We start from the raw sequence: 14,920 nt of genomic DNA, 5'->3' as shown, positions 1-14,920 counted from the left end.
CGCCGGGGGTCCGAACCCCCCCGGCGAGCTGTCCCCCGCCCGCCCGGGCCGGGCCGGGGGGGGGGCCTGGCGGGCGTCCGGAAGTACTACGACAGCGAGTTGGCCCCGACGAAAGCGACCGGACGGTACATCCCGACCGAGGAGCCGACGCGGTCACTCACGTGGCGACAGAATCCCTACCAAGCGGTCGACACGGTCCAGCGTCTCCAGTGTGGCGACGGTGTCGCTCAGCCGTTGGACGACGTTTGACCCGAGCGGTCTCGCAGACCGGGATGCGCAGTTGTCGGCCTTGGCGACGAAGTCGGCCTGCTGCATCGGGTTGGTCGGATGGCCCTTCGCGTTGTCGACACGTATGTCAAGTTCTTCGCCGTCGTCGAACTCGACACGGATCCGGCTCGGCGTCACGTAGCGGTGCCAGTCGCGGTCGATGTCCTTGTCGATGCCGGGCTCTACTCGTGCGGCGAGGTCCATGAGGTCTGTGCGTTCCAGAGATTGCTGAGTGAAGTGGTCGAGGACGACTTCACCGTCGGTCCACGCGGCGGCGACCACGTACGGAATGCTGAATTGAGCTTCGACAATTGTCTTCGGCGCCTTGCGGACCTCCTCGGGTACACAGACCATCTGGAATCCGGGGGCGGTCACCCCCACTTCGATCGTCCGGATATCGGTTGCGGGGCGACCCGATCGCTGCCGGGCCTGCAGGACCGCATCGATGGTCGAGTGGGTGTCGCGACAGCACGGATACGGCTTGTAGCTCAGGTTGAGCAGCTCGAATCGGGAGCCGAGATCTTTGCGGGCAACAGCGGAATCGAAGCGGCCGCCGAGGTAGACCCTGGAGAAGCCGTCTGCTCCGTCGAAGACGTTGCGTGCGCCACGGATGCCACGCTGAGCGAGCTGAGCCGCCACGACACCTGCTTGCGCGGCGAGGCCCGGTTGCAGCCGCTTCATCAGCGAGGAGTCGCGGGTGACCTGGTGGTTACCGGCAGCGGAGCTGTAGACGATGCCGAACGCATCCCACATCTGTTCGCGGTTCAGTCCGAGCGCACGCCCGGCCGCAGCCGTCGCACCGAAATAGCCGAGGAGGGAGGAGTAGATATATCCGCTCTCGACGATGTCGATCTCGGTTGCTGTTCCGAGCCTGCAGGTGACCTCGAGCCCGACGGCGATCGCGGCGATCAGTTCGGCTCCATCGATCCCACCGCGAAGTTGCGCCGCTGCGATCGCACTGGGGACCGTGGAGACACCGGCGTGGAGGATCGCGGCGTCATGCGTGTCGTCGTAGTCACGTGCGTGGGCCATGGCACTGTTCAGCCACGCGGCATGGTGCGCTGGGTATCGGCCGCCCAGGATCCACGCGTCGGCTTGGGGGGATCCGCTCCAGCTGTCGACGAGTTCGGCCACGACGCTGATCGCCGGTGCCGTGGATCCGGCGATCGCGCATGCCATCGTGTCGAAGATGTTGGTCTTGACCGCTGACACAACGTCGCTGCCGAGGTCCTCGAGAGACAGTTCGGCTGCGAAGCTCGCGAGATCGGCTGCCAGATCATATGTCTCGGTGGTCGGGTCGGGTTTCTCCGTCATCGTAGAACTCCTTTCAACGGGGGTGTCCGGATCACCCGGGTGAGGGGTCATCGGATTCTGCTGAACGCGCCGGTGAGCGTCGTGACGTCGTCCAGGCTGTCGAGGTCGCGACCGAGCGCGATGATCCGGTCCACATCACGGTCGGGAAGTCCGTCGTGCCACTTCCCGCTCAGCTCCGCCCACGTGACGCCACCCCGGCTGCTGTGACCACGGGGAGCCCGTACGAGCAGTGAGTGGGAATCGCCGGAATGCAGTGTCAGTGTCGCCCGGGCTCCGCGACCGTTCGGTTGGTCTCGGTCGAGTTCCGGGTCGACCGAGACCCGCACGAGCGCTCGGATGCGGTGGTATCCGGGGTCGGCGAGGATGGCCGGGAACGGAACTTCGCGGATACTCAGGCCTCGCCGGACGATTGCCGCACTGACCATGTCCTGCACGCAGATGTTGTGCATGTCCCGGTCGCTCACCACCCGCATCGCGTTACGTGGCATGCCGATATCGATTGCGGAGATGTCGTCCGGGCGGATCGAATTGTCCGTGATCAGCCCCATCGCAGCCTCGACCGCGGCGTGGATCGGATAGCCGGCGTTGACGAACTTGAAGTTGGCCGACATCACCGCGTACTCATCGCCGAGGCCGTGGCGGACGGCCTGCGCGCCGTCGTCGATGCCCCACGCCTCGAGCAAGCCATGAGTTCCGCCGACAATGTCCTCCGCGCCTTCGAAGCCCATCGCCGCCATCAAGGCAGCGTTCACTCCGGCAGCGGCGTACTGGCCGTTGCCGAAGGACTTGCTGATGTGCCGGTTTTCCTGGAAGAGGGCGAACAGGCCATTGGACTGGAAGGTGGCCAGTGAGAGTGCGTAGCGGTGGTGGGCAGCGTCGACGCCGAGAAGACGGGCCGATGCGGCGGCGGCCCCGAGTGCATACAGAAAATCGGAGTGCAGGTGAAGGCGGTCGCGGACACCGAAGACCCCGCCGCAGGCCTGCACGATCCGGGTTCCGATGTCATAGCCGAGGACGACGGCGTTCAGCAGTTCCGCTCCAGTCGAACGTTGCTTCTCTGCGACGGCGACAGCCGCGCTGACGATGGTCGCGCCAGGGTGTCCGCCGACAACGTGGGCGCCGTCGACCTCTTCGCCATGCCCGGCTGTTCCATTGGCGAGCGCGGCGAGTGGTGCGGGCACGACCGCGCCACTGCCCAGAATGCTGGACTCGCATGCACCGGCGAAGCTCTCGGCATACCGCGCCGCGAGGCCACCGGCGATGCTCCGGCCACCGAAGCAGGAGCTTGCCATCTCGTCGACGATGATCAGTCGTGCGCGTTCACGGACCTCGGTGGGGATTGCGTCGTGCGACGTAGAACACGCGTAGTCGGCCAGTGCCTGCGAAATCGTCTCGGAGACAACAGTCGTGGAGGAGTTCATGGGATTCCTTCGGATATCGTCGGGACGTGGCTCGGTCAGAATTCGTTGTGGGTCACCGACTCGATGTCGAGTTCCCGTCGGTCCATCCGCACCACTGCGACTCGCGCATTGACGGTCATCGCTGTTATGCCTTTCTGGATACGCCGGATTGCGGAGATCGCGGCACCGCGTATTCGGGCACGACGCGCTCGCCGTGCCCGAACGTGGGACAACCCTGGACGTCGCCGGCGACCAGGAGGACGGCGCCGACAAGAGGTTGATCCCGACGATGGTCGGTCGGCCGATCTGTGCTGAGTGCTCGAGACGAACACTCTCGGATGCGGCGATCGGGCCCTCTGTCGTCGACGAAGGGGTCAGACTCCGAGCGGGTGCCAATCCGCCTCGCGCGGTTCGGGGACATGGCTCCATCGCATGGTCAGCGGTTCGCGGCCGAGGACATCGAGCTGGTCGCTCGGTGCCGCGTAGATAAAGCTGTGTGCGCGACGTCCGAGGTACCAGCGCCCGTCTCGTTTGACGTATACGTCGCTGTCGCGGTACGCGCACACCATGAAGGCTGTTTCGTGGGCGAACTCGCCGTGACCTGTCATCTGGCCGGTCGCGGTGCTGTCCGAGTCGAAATGGATGACCTGCGAGTTCGGAATGTGCAGGCTGAAGGCGTTGCGCTTCATGTTCACTCCGAACCATTCGCGCAGCGCGTCATGGCCGGTGTATTCCTTGCCCTGGCTGACGAACGTCGCGTCGGGGGCGAAACACTCCATCAGAGCGTCCATGTCATGGTCGTCGCGGGCGATCGCGTACAGCGTCACGAGGTCGCGAATAGCCTGGTGATCGAGCAATCGTTGTAGGGCTCGCTGGGTCGATCCGGCCGATCCGTCGAGCGGCATCGGGGTCGTCTGTGCGGAGATGTCCATGGATCCTCTTCCCTTGCCACCGGCTGGAGTGTGCGTCGCGGCAATTCCCACCAGCCGCAACGTTCGTATATACGTACATAGGGGCGGTATTGCGACCATTTCAGACGGTACTTGGTCGCGAACCAAAGTGTCAACGGTCACAGCGTCGCGCCGGCCATGCTTGCGCCAGTGAATCCTGCTGCGGGACTCGGGAATGCCGTCGTCGCGGCGCTTGGAATCAGTGAGGGCACGGTAGCTGCGATTGCGGGCGCGGAGCACGATTGTTGCGAGGGCGGCCGCCGACAACGTGCCACACAGCACACCGATCCGGGTGAAGTCGCCGTGGGTGGCATCGCCGGTGAAGGCGAGTTCACCGACCAACAGTGAGACGGTGAAGCCGATGCCGCCGAGCAGGGCGACGCCGACCACGTCGATCCAGGCGAGTTCGTCGTCGAGTCGGGCGCGGGTCAGCTTCGCGGTGAGCAGTGTCGTCGCGGTGATGCCGACGAGCTTGCCGACGACGAGTCCGGCGATGATGCCCAGCGTCACGCGATCACCCAGTGCCGAGGTGAATCCGCTGACACCACCGATCGTGACGCCTGCGGCGAAGAACGCGAACACAGGGACGGCGAAACCCGCTGTCAGCGGCCGGATCACGTGTTCGAGCCGATGGGCGATACCAGGTCCGGCGGCGGCGACCGGCACGGTGAACCCGAGTAGTACCCCGGCCACCGTGGCATGAACACCGGACAGATGCACCAGCCACCAGGCCGACAGCGCCAAAGGAATCAACAGCCACGGTGTTCTGACGCGGCGACGCAGGGCGAATGCGAACAGCGCGATCGGTACCGCGGCGAGCGCGAGCAGGCGCAGGTCCAGGTCGTCGGTGTAGAAGATCGCGATCACGGTGACCCCGAGCAGGTCGTCTACGACGGCGAGGGTGAGTAGGAACGTGCGCAGCGCGGTCGGCAGATGGGTGTTGATCACCGCGAGAACCGCCAACGCGAAGGCGATGTCGGTGGCGGTGGGGACCGCCCAGCCCGCCGTCGCGCCGCCGGGTCCCCAGCTGTTGATCGCGAGGTAGATCAGTGCGGGACAGGCCATTCCGCCCACTGCCGCGATCACCGGCAGCGCGGCCCGCCGTGGGTCACGCAGATCGCCTGCGACGAATTCGCGTTTGAGTTCGAGGCCGACGAGGAAGAAGAAGGTCGCCAGCAGCCCATCGGCGGCCCACTGACCCAGTGTGAGATTCAGGTGCAGCGCCGTCGGGCCGATACGGAAGTCCCGCAGGCCGGCATACGCGCTCGCCCAGGGCGTATTGGCCCAGACGAGTGCGATGGCGGCCGCGATGATCAACAGGACGCCGCCGACGGTCTCCCGGCGCAGCACCTCGGTGATCCGCCGGGACTCCGGCCGGCTGCCGCGGCCGAACAGCCGCGGGCGCGGTGTCGGTGTCGGTGTCACGATCATCAGGTGTCCACAACTACGCGCCGGTGAAGGTCGGCTGCCGCTTGGCGACCGAAGCCGCGATCCCTTCGGCGAAGTCGCTGGTGTCCAGCAGTGCGGCTTGGGCGGTCGCCTCTACGTCCAGCGCCGTGATCACCTCTGACAGCAGCGACCGGCGCATCGTCGCCCTGATCGCGGCGACAGCCAGCGGTGCGGCCGCGGCGATCTCGCGGGCGTAGGCGGTTGCCGCTGCGCGGGGATCCTCGGCGACCTGATCACACAGACCGAGTGCGGCCGCCTCGATGCCGTCGACCACCCGGCCGGTGTACAGCAGGTCCTGGCCCGATTGGCGTCCGACCGCGGCGGGCAGGGTCACCGACAAGGCGAACCCATGATGGAAGCCCAGTCGGGCGAAGTTCGCCGTCAGTTGGGCGTCGGGGGCGACTACACGGAAATCGGCGGCCATCGCCAAGCCGAGGCCGCCACCGACGGCCCGACCGTGCACGGCCGCGATGATCGGCGTGCGGGCACCGAACAGCCGCAAGGCCTGGCGGTACACCTGCCGAATACCGTCGGCGCCCATGCCACGAAGGTCCGCCCCGGCACAGAAGTGGCGCCCCTGTGAACACAGGACGATGGCGCGCACGTCGGTGTCGGCGTCGAATGACGACACAGTGTCCGCCAGTTCCGTCAATAGTGCTTCATCGAAGAAATTGTGCGGTGCGCGTTGCAGTTCCACGACCGCGATGTGGTCGGCGACGCTCACCCCGATCGAGCCGGTCATAGCTGGGCACCTTCCGCTGCGGCGAGTTCGGCGCGCGCGTGCGCGGCGATTGTCGGCTTGTCGATCTTTCCGGCGTGATTGGTCGGCAGCGGGTCACGCTCGATCCGCCAACGCGTCGGCACCGCGAACGAGGCGATGCTCGCGCGAACATGCCCGGCGAGGTCGTCGGCGGTGGTCTCGTCGGCGACAACGACGACCGCCATCACCTCTTCACCGAGATCGCGGTGCGGCACACCGAAAACCACCGATTCGACCACGCTGGGCAGCTTCGCCAGCGCCGCCTCGACCGCCGCGGGTGCGATGTTCTCGCCACCGCGGATGATCATGTCCTTGGCGCGTCCGGTGATCCACACGAAGCCGTCGTCATCGACGCGGCCCAGGTCGCCGGTGCGCAGCCAGCCGTCCGCGGTGATCGGCGAGCTGTCCTCGCCGTAGTAGTGGAGCATCTGCGTGGGGCTGCGCAGCAGGATCTCACCGTCGGTGTGCTCGGTGGCGCCGTCGATCCGCACTTCGACACACGGCAGCGCGCGACCGCACGAGCCGGGTCGTTCCACGGTGTCACGACCGGAGGCGGCCGTTGCCTGTCCGCCGTTCTCGGTCAATCCGTAGCCCGTCGCGACCCGTGGTTGCACACCGGGCAGGCCCTGGCGCAGTTGCTCGGCGAACTCGGCGTGCACCGGAGCACCGCCGACGGTCACCGAGCGCAACGTCGTCAGATCCCGGGTGGCGACATCGGGATGTTCGAGTACCCGCGACACCATCGTCGGCACGGCGCTCCAGCGCGCGATCTTCCACTCCTCGATGAGGCGCAGCGCCTCGCGCGGATCGAAGCTGCCAGAGGGCATCACCAGGGTGTCGCCGACCATGATCGCCCGGATCAGCGTCTGCACGCCGCCGATGTGGAACATCGGTCCGGTGTGCAGGCCCGCGTCGCCAGTACTCTCGTCGACCTGCTGGGGGAAGCGACGGGTGATGTGCAGCAGCATCTGCAGGCCGGCCAGCAGCGAACGATGCGCGAGCACAACAGCTTTGGGGCGACCGGAAGTTCCTGAGGTGAACACGATCACCGCCGGGTCGTCCTCGGCGCCGCGATCGGCGAGGTCGGGGTACTCGTCGAGTTCGGCGGCGTCGCACTCCCAGCGCGCGGTGGCAAGTCCCGTGGGGAGCTTCGTGCTGCCCCGGCTGTCGGCCAGTGCGAACCGGACGCGCGCGGTGCCGACTGCGTCGGCCACCTCGCCCGCGCCCCACCAGCCGTTGCCGAGTACGGGCACCGCGCCGATCGTGACGCAGGCCCAGAAATTGATGATCCACTCGGGACTGTTCCATCCCAGCAACATCACCCGGTCACCGGAAGACATACCGGCGGTGGACAATTCGCGTGCCTTCGCGGCTACCGCGCCGCGCAGCGCCGCGAAGGTGATGATCCGCTCGCCCTGCACGATGTGAGCGCGATCGGCCCACCGGTCACCGAACTCGAGCAGGTCGGCGACGTGGCGCGGGCGTTCGGCATAGGTCTTGAAGGGAATTCCACGCACGATCTCGGTCTGGACGTCGGTGCCCCACACCACAATTCTGGTCTGCATCTCAGGCCCCTCGGGAGGGGAGCGCGATCACGGCGGAGCCCGGCATGACGTTCTGTTCGCGCTGGTTGGTTGCCCAGGTCTCGATCCGGACGACGTGGTCACCGTCGGCGTCGATCTCCTTGGCCAGGACCCGGCCGCCGATCTCGACGACATCGGACAGGTACACGTGCGAGCGGTACTGGCCGTGCAGCGACTTGAGCGAGCCCGCGTCGCCCATCCAGTTCGTCAGGCCGTGGATCTGCCAGCAGGTACGCTGGATGCCCACGTCGTAGGCCACCTGGGCGCCCTGCAGACTCGCCGCGTAGTCGTTGTAGTGGACGGAGTAGACCGGTTCCAGCGCATGGGTGTTCGGATCGCGGTAGGCCCACTTCGGGTGCTTGCGGTAGCGCCGCAGCGCCACCCCGTGGGCCGACAGTCGAGGCACGGGCGCCGCGCCCGCCGCGATGTAGGCGATCTCGTCGGTGAGCCCGAGCGGTCCCTTGATGACGGTGTCGAGCTCGTCGCCGACCTCGACGTCCTCCCAGTACCGCGGGGTCGCGCCACGAGGCGCCTCGGCGAGAATCCGCTCCTCGATATTCTCCAGCTGTTCGGGCGTCCACGGGTGCGGCAGTTCGATCTTGCGTGACTCACGGCGCGCCTGCATCTCGGTGCGTTCGAAGCGCATTCGCGAGCAGATGAACGTGGCGACCAGCTCGCCGTCCTGGTCGCGGTACTCCTGGCGCAGGTAGTCCTTGATCCGCTTGCCGCCGAAGCTGCTCTCGGTGGGACCGTCGAAGCCGTCGAAGACCACCGTCGCGGTGATCTTGTCGCCGACCCGGATCGGCTGGTGGAAGGTCATATTCGTTTCGGCGTGGAAGCCGCCGAGGCCGCGCCAGCCGACCTGGACCGAGCCGAGGCAGGCGAAGATGAAGCTCGGGGGCGCCACGATCGTGCCGAACGGGCCTGCGGTGGCGTACTCCTCGTCGACCCAGAGCGGGTTGTCGTCGCCGATGCCCTCGGCGAACCGGAGGATCGCCAGTCGCGTCGCGTACTCGTTGTTGACACAGGCGTCGGTGCGCAGCTCGGTACCGATCAGATCACGCATCTCGGCGAGCATCTGGTCAGTGAACTTGCCCGCCGCGAGTTCGCCGGTGATACCCGTCGCGCTGGTGGTGTCTGCTGTGGTCATGGGATTTCGTCTCTTTCCTGGTTGGCTGTGGCTACCGGGTGGGGGTGCTCACCACGCGGTCGTCAGCAGATCGATGACTTGACGGCGATCAGGGGTGCGTGGGCCCGCGGTGATGGCCCAGTCGTCCATCGCGTGGTCCGCCGACTCGAGCAGCGCATCCGCGGTGACGCCGACATCACGCAGTTGAGTGGGAACCTCGAGGGTGGCCAGCAACTGCTCGACAGCAACGGTGACTGCCTCGGGGAAGTTGTCCGGTGCACGCAGCACATCGCCGATCTGTGCGAACCGATGCAACACGGCTTCGGCATCGAAGCGCATCACATGCGGCAGCAGCAGTGCTTCGACAACTCCGTTGCCAGCCGAGGAGCGCGGACCCACCGCGTGCGACAACGCCTGCGCCAGTCCGCCACCGGTATAGTCGCTACCCTGGCCGCTGAGCAGCGCGGCGAGCATCAGCTGCAGGCGCGGCGCCGTCGTATCGGGTTCGGCGCGCAACCTGGGCAGCCAGTGCACCACCATGCGCAGCGCCTGGCAGAGCAGCGCGTCGGCCAGGGGGTCGGCGGTCCTGGATAGCAGACCCTCGACGGCCATCGACAACACGTTCAATGACGCAGTCCACACCAGCCGGGCGGGCGCGGTGCCCGCGAGGACGGGATCCAGGGCGATGCCCTTGGCCCGGATCTTTGGATCGTAGAGGGCCAATCGCTCACCACTTGCCGGATCACGCACTGCGGCACCGGCTTTGGCGTAGGCCGAGGTAGGAGTACTCGGGACTACCCACTGCGGCAGTTTCGCCGCCGACAGCTTCGGGCTGACCAGGCTGCCGTCGGGGCCGCGCTGGGTGCACAACTCCCGGATGTCGCGATCCTCCGCCAGCAGGATCGAGGCTGCGCGAGCGGTAACCACCGCGGAACCACCGCCCACCGCGATCACCGCATCGGCGCGGGCTTTCCCGAGGTAGGTCCGTGCCTCTTCGACGGCGGGCAGCGGGCTGTGCTCGACAACCCCGTCGAAGACACCGGCGACGCGGGAACCGAGGGCGTTGTGGAGTCGTCGCATCGCCTCGGTGTGTTCGGCGATCGCGGGCACGCACACCAACACGGCGCGCTCGGTGCCCGCGCGCTCGAGCTCGCGGGCCAGTCCGCCCAGGGCGTCGTCCCCGCAATAGGTGCGGAATTCGGGCGTCACGTGACGCAGTCGTAGGGTATCAGTGCTCATGGTCGGCATGTCTCCAGTTCAGATGGTGTTGGTCAGGCGGAGCTGTTCGATCTCTTCATTCGTCAGCCCGAGCTCATCGCGCAGCACCTCCGCGGTGTGCTCGCCGTGCCTGCCCGCCCGACGTGGCTCGACCATCGGAGAGTCCGAAAGGAGTACGGGAGAGCCGAGAGTCGTGAAACTGCCCTGCGCGTCGGTGACCTTGTGCACGATGCCCCGTGCCCGGACGTGCGGGTCGTCGAGCAGTTCCGGCAGCTCGACCACCGGTGCGCACGGGATCTTGGCCGCCTTGAGATCTTCGGTCAGGTCGTTCTTGGCGCGGGTCCGTGTCCACCGCCCGACGATGGCGTCGACCTCGTCGATGTGCGTGCACCGGCCCGCCATCGCGGTGAATCGGTCGTCGTCGGTCGCCGGATCGTCCATCAGCTTGCATAGGCGCTGCCAGTGGCTGTCGGTCGGGCACAGAACGGTGATCCAGCCGTCGATGGTCGGGTAGGCGTTGTACGGGGCGACCGCGAGGCCACCGTGCCGGTTACCGGTGCGTTCGGGCGCGGAATAGTCGCTGGCGAGCAGGCCCGCGATGTTCGAGGTGAGCGCCGGGATGACGGCGTCCTGCAGGGCGACCTCGACATGTTGGCCGCGTCCGGTATGGGTGCGCTGATACAGCGCGGCCAGGACACCTGCCAGCAGGTGGGTGGCGGCTATGAAATCGACGAAGGACGGGCCCGTGCGAATCGGCGGGCCGTCCTCGAAGCCGGTCGTGCTCATGACCGCCGTGCGTGCCTGAATGGTCAGGTCCATCGCGGGTTCGCCTGCGTAGGGGCCGAACGACCCGAATCCGGTGCCCGAGGCCATGATCAGGCGCGGGTTCAGCGCGCTGAGCGCTTCGTAACCGAGTCCGAACCGATCCATCGCGCCCGGGGAGAGATTCTGCACCACGACGTCGGAATTGGCGGCCAGGCGGCGCAAAATATCTTGTCCCATGGCGTCTTTCAAGTCCAGCCGGATGGTCCGCTTGCCGGAGTTCAGAAACCGGAACTGGATCGGCGTGCCGTCTTCATCGACTGTCGGCAGCCGGCGATAGGGATCGCCGTCCGGGGATTCGATCTTGATCACTTCGGCACCGAGCCGCGCCATCAGCATCGTGCAGTAGGGCGCGAAGTAGAACTGCCCGACATCGATCACTTTGACACCTTCAAGGGCAGTCACCTGCCGCCTCCATTTCTTAGTCCCGCCACGGCGCGGATCTGCGTCACACATGCCGACGAACCGAGATCGCAGCTGCTACGATCTGTTCGTAATTACAGACGAATGTTCGTAATTACATCCGACAGTACGAGTCGGCACGTCCTGTGTCAACCGTCACTGCGGTGGTAACCGACTCAGAGAGGGCTGATCCGATGGAGAACGGGCCGAACAGACTTCGCGATGTCGGCAAGGCCGCGGCGCTGGGTGCGTTCTTCGCCGCGTCCGCATTCGGGCTGGTCGCCGTCGACGCGCCGTCGCCCTTCCTGCTGGCCGGAGTCCTGTCCGGAGCGGCCTTCGTGCTGGTGTTCCGCGAGCAGCGCCGGTTTCCCGACCCGGTGCGGCATCTGGGGCTGGCCATCATCGGCGCGGGCGCGGGCGCGCTGATCACAGTGGGAGTCGCGCGGCGGATAGTCGATCAGCCCGCGCCGATCCTCGGTGCGGTCGCCGCGACACTGACGCTGACGCTGCTGGCCGGACAGGTGCTGCGGTTCTCACCCGCGGTGAGCACGTCGACCGCGATACTGGCTTCGGTCGCCGGTGGGGCGTCCGGGGTATCGGCGATTGCGCGTGAGCTGAAGGCCGATGAGGCGATCGTCTCGGCCGTTCAGTACTTCCGGGTGATCATCGTGATCGCGACGGTATCGATCGTCGCGCCGCTCGTCGGTGGGACGAGCGCGCCCGATGCCGAGGTGGCGGGAGCGGACTACGACTGGCGCAACGTCGCGATGGCCGTCGGATGTATCGGGCTTGGTCTGCTCGCCGCGAAATGGCTCACGTTCGGCGGCTCCCGGCTGATTCTGCCCATGCTGTTGGCGACGACGCTGACCCTTGCGGGTGTGGCCGCGGCGCCGGTCGTTCCGTCCGCGTTTCTCGAATTCAGTTATGCCGTCATCGGTTTGGCGGTGGGATTCTCGTTCACTCCGCGCACCCTTGGTATCCTCGCCAGGCTGTTCCCCTACGCGGTGATCCAACTCGTGCTCGGTGTGCTGGCGTGCGCCGCGGTCGGCGTGGTGTTCGCCCGGATGGTCGGCGTCAGCCCGCTCGACGGCTATCTGGCGACGACGCCTGCCGGGCTGCCCGCCGTGACGGCGATCGCCGTCGGCACACCCGGCTCAGACGTCGGCCTGATCGTGACCCTGCAGGTGGTTCGCCTTTTCGCCGCGCTGATTCTGGCCAGTGCCATCGGTACTGTCATCCGGCGCAGGGCCGCGAAGGACCCCGGGTCTGCACACGAAGGCGGAGACGAGTAGCACCACGGCGACGGCGACGAACGCGGCCTGCACCGACACCAGGTCGGTGAGCGATCCCGCGGTCAGTGCGCCGAGGGGGCGCGAGCCGACGAATCCCATCAGCCACAGCGCCATCACCCGTCCACGCAGTGCCGCGGGAAGACGACTCTGCAACACCGTGCTCAGACTCGCCACCGCGACGATGAAGCCGAACCCCGCGCACCCGAACGCGGCGATCGCGCCGTAGCGGGGGAGCGGGGCCGCGCAGGATCCGAAGGCGCACATCATAATGACGATGCCGACGACGGCGGCGCGGTCTTGGCGGATTCGATGGGCGAACAGCGAGGTCAGGACAACACCGAAGGCGGCGCCGATGCCTGCCGCGGCCGTGAGGGCCCCGACCGTGGCAGCGACTCCACCGAGCTCTGCGGCCAACGGCGGCGCCAAGGTGACCGTGGGTTCCGAGGCGAATCCGACCGCGGTGATGCCAATGAGGCTGAGCAGGATCGGGGGATCGGCGCGAACGAAGCGCAGCGCTTCGCGAATGGAGTGCCCGCTCCCACCCGGCCGGTGGACCGGGGCCGGAAAGGTGATCGTCGCGATCAGCGCGATGAACACCAGATTGGCGATTCCGGCAGCGGCGAACGCGATACCGTAGCCGCCACCGGCCGAGGCGAGTGCGCCGAGTACCGGCCCGGCGATGCGGCCGATAGTGATCGGTGCGGTGTTGAGTGCCATTGCGGCGGGTAATTCAGCGTGGCGGACCAGCGAGGGCATGGCTGACTGCATGGCTGGTCCGCCGATCACCAGACCGAGCCCGACGACGAACGAGGTGACGGTGATCGCGACGACGGCCGCCATGCCGTTCTCGGCGCCGCCGAACAGATACCACCCGGCCAAGCCGAACGACCCGACCGACATCACGGTCCGGCCGAGGTTCATCTGCCGTTTGATATTTCCCCGATCCGACCACACGCCCGCGAGGGGAGCGAGGAGCAACTGCGGGGTGAACTGGACCACGCTGACCACGCCGACGGCAATCCCCGACCCGGTCGCGTCGTAGGCGGCGATGGCCGCGACGATGCTGTGCAGCCAGACCCCGATCGAGGTGAACAGCCGTCCGGCGAAGAACGAACCGAAGGACCGATCGAGCAGCAAGCGCAGAGGTCCGCGCGGCGGCACCGCGAGGGTGGTCCGTGCGTCGGCGTCAGTGGTCGGCGGCAACAGCTGTCTCGATGTCTTCGAGGCGGGCAAGGCCGTCGATGAGGTGTCCCAGCAGGTAGTCGAGCTGTTCGAGTTCTTCGTCGGAGCGGCCGGTCAGCGCCGCGGCGATGATGTGTTGCCGGTTGCGGGTCGCGCGGTCGGCCGCCGCGTGGCCACGCTCGGTCAGTTCGATCCGGGCGCGGCGCTGGTCGTCGTCGCAGGCGTGACGCTCGGTCAGGCCGAGTCGTGTCGTCTCGTTCACCGCGCGGCTGGCCGTCGAATGTTCGATGCCGAGGTCGTGCGCGATATCGCGCACGGAGGGGGATCTGCCGGCGGCTTCGGCCCGTTCGGTCGCCCGCAGGATGCGCAGGGTCCCGATGTTGGCGACGCCGTCGATGCCGTCGAGCAGTCTTCGGCGATAGCCGGGGCGCTGTTGGAGTTGGTGCAGGCGGCGCAGGTGCTCGTTGATGGCCGTGATGGGTTCGTTCACAAAATATGTGTAGCACATGCATATTATGTCGGCTACGGTCATGGTGTTCGTAATTGAGACTGGAGGTTCGTAATGACGACCTATGAACGTGGGCGGAACGATCTGGCGGCAGAGCCGGGCACCAAGGTGTGCGCGACCACCGGAGACGTCCTGATCGACAACATCCTCACCGCTGACGGCATCTCGGTGAACGGGGCGATGTTCAAGCCGGGTGAGCACACCTTTTGGCACTCGCACGAGCGGGGGCAGCTGTTCATCGTCGGATCGGGCAAGGGCATCATCGTCACCCGCGGTGGCGAGGCCTACGTGATCAAAGCGGGTGATGTCGTCTTCACGCCGCCCGGCGAAGAACACTGGCACGGCGCCGCGCCCGATTGCTTCGTCACATACACCTCGGCGTCACTCGGGGTGACCAGCTTCGCCGAGCCGGTCGAACCCGCAGAGTACGAGCGGCATTGGGACGCCTGAGATGACCGGCGAGCTGGTCGGCAAAGTCGCCTGGGTGACCGGCGGATCCTCGGGAATCGGTCGCGGGCGCGCGGGGGGGGGGGGGGGCGCGGGGGGGGGGGGGGGGGGGGGCGCCCCGGGCGGGGGCGTGTACTAGCTGGCGTGGCGAGCCGCGTTGGGTAGGGGACCGGCGGGGGGTGGCGCAGCCGCCCACC

At 67.1% G+C, this 14,920-nt stretch carries 11 protein-coding genes and 2 pseudogenes; 2 read left to right on the top strand and 11 right to left on the bottom strand.

Annotated features, from left to right (window positions below; translation table 11 throughout):
- Positions 1-153 precede the first annotated feature (153 nt).
- From ACFWPX_RS01750 to ACFWPX_RS01710, 9 genes and pseudogenes are all read right to left on the bottom strand, one after another.
- A complete protein-coding gene (locus ACFWPX_RS01750) occupies positions 154-1,581 on the bottom strand; it encodes an MmgE/PrpD family protein (protein WP_378924998.1) in 1,428 nt (475 codons plus the stop codon).
- A gap of 47 nt (positions 1,582-1,628) precedes the next feature.
- The gene (locus tag ACFWPX_RS01745) at positions 1,629-3,002 is read right to left on the bottom strand and encodes an MmgE/PrpD family protein (RefSeq protein ID WP_378924996.1); all 1,374 of its coding nucleotides are present in this window, start codon (positions 3,000-3,002) and stop codon (positions 1,629-1,631) included.
- Between the two features lie 353 nt (positions 3,003-3,355).
- A complete protein-coding gene (locus tag ACFWPX_RS01740) occupies positions 3,356-3,886 on the bottom strand; it encodes a nuclear transport factor 2 family protein (protein WP_378926084.1) in 531 nt (176 codons plus the stop codon).
- Positions 3,887-4,099: 213 nt separating this feature from the next.
- Positions 4,100-5,356, bottom strand: a pseudogene (gene nhaA / locus ACFWPX_RS01735) (Na+/H+ antiporter NhaA); the annotation flags it as partial.
- Positions 5,357-5,375: 19 nt separating this feature from the next.
- Positions 5,376-6,122: an enoyl-CoA hydratase/isomerase family protein gene (locus ACFWPX_RS01730; RefSeq protein ID WP_378924994.1), complete on the bottom strand. Its 747-nt coding sequence runs from the start codon at positions 6,120-6,122 to the stop codon at positions 5,376-5,378.
- Positions 6,119-7,705 carry a class I adenylate-forming enzyme family protein gene (locus ACFWPX_RS01725; RefSeq protein ID WP_378924993.1) on the bottom strand — a complete coding sequence of 529 codons (1,587 nt, stop codon included), beginning with the start codon at positions 7,703-7,705 and terminating at the stop codon, positions 6,119-6,121. Before ACFWPX_RS01725 ends, ACFWPX_RS01730 begins: the two co-directional genes overlap by 4 nt.
- Position 7,706: 1 nt before the next feature.
- Entirely contained in the window at positions 7,707-8,873 is a 1,167-nt protein-coding gene (locus tag ACFWPX_RS01720) for a MaoC family dehydratase N-terminal domain-containing protein (protein ID WP_378924991.1), read from the bottom strand.
- 48 nt (positions 8,874-8,921) lie between these two features.
- Positions 8,922-10,091 carry an iron-containing alcohol dehydrogenase family protein gene (locus ACFWPX_RS01715; RefSeq protein WP_378924989.1) on the bottom strand — a complete coding sequence of 390 codons (1,170 nt, stop codon included), beginning with the start codon at positions 10,089-10,091 and terminating at the stop codon, positions 8,922-8,924.
- A gap of 18 nt (positions 10,092-10,109) precedes the next feature.
- Complete coding sequence (locus ACFWPX_RS01710; protein ID WP_378924987.1) at positions 10,110-11,297, bottom strand: CaiB/BaiF CoA transferase family protein; 1,188 nt, start codon at positions 11,295-11,297, stop codon at positions 10,110-10,112.
- A 191-nt stretch (positions 11,298-11,488) separates the two neighbouring features.
- Here ACFWPX_RS01710 and ACFWPX_RS01705 point away from each other — a divergent pair, with 191 nt between their 5' ends.
- Positions 11,489-12,586, top strand: a complete 1,098-nt coding sequence (locus tag ACFWPX_RS01705; protein ID WP_378924985.1) for an AbrB family transcriptional regulator — start codon at positions 11,489-11,491, stop codon at positions 12,584-12,586.
- A 33-nt stretch (positions 12,587-12,619) separates the two neighbouring features.
- Here the strand turns inward: ACFWPX_RS01705 and ACFWPX_RS01700 are convergent.
- Both ACFWPX_RS01700 and ACFWPX_RS01695 read right to left on the bottom strand, forming a co-directional pair.
- Positions 12,620-13,747, bottom strand: a pseudogene (locus ACFWPX_RS01700) (MFS transporter); the annotation flags it as partial.
- A gap of 25 nt (positions 13,748-13,772) precedes the next feature.
- Positions 13,773-14,258, bottom strand: coding sequence for a MarR family winged helix-turn-helix transcriptional regulator (locus tag ACFWPX_RS01695; RefSeq protein ID WP_378924983.1), 486 nt, complete (start codon positions 14,256-14,258; stop codon positions 13,773-13,775).
- Between the two features lie 72 nt (positions 14,259-14,330).
- On the opposite strand from ACFWPX_RS01695, the gene ACFWPX_RS01690 reads away from it, so the two are divergent.
- On the top strand, positions 14,331-14,726 hold the full coding sequence (locus tag ACFWPX_RS01690) for a cupin domain-containing protein (RefSeq protein ID WP_378924981.1): 396 nt from the start codon (positions 14,331-14,333) through the stop codon (positions 14,724-14,726).
- Positions 14,727-14,920: the final 194 nt, after the last annotated feature.

The sequence above is a fragment of the Nocardia sp. NPDC058518 genome, from assembly GCF_042719655.1.
Lineage (GTDB): Bacteria > Actinomycetota > Actinomycetes > Mycobacteriales > Mycobacteriaceae > Nocardia.
Note: the sequence above shows the minus strand (reverse complement) of the source record. Positions and strands in the feature narration are given on the sequence as shown.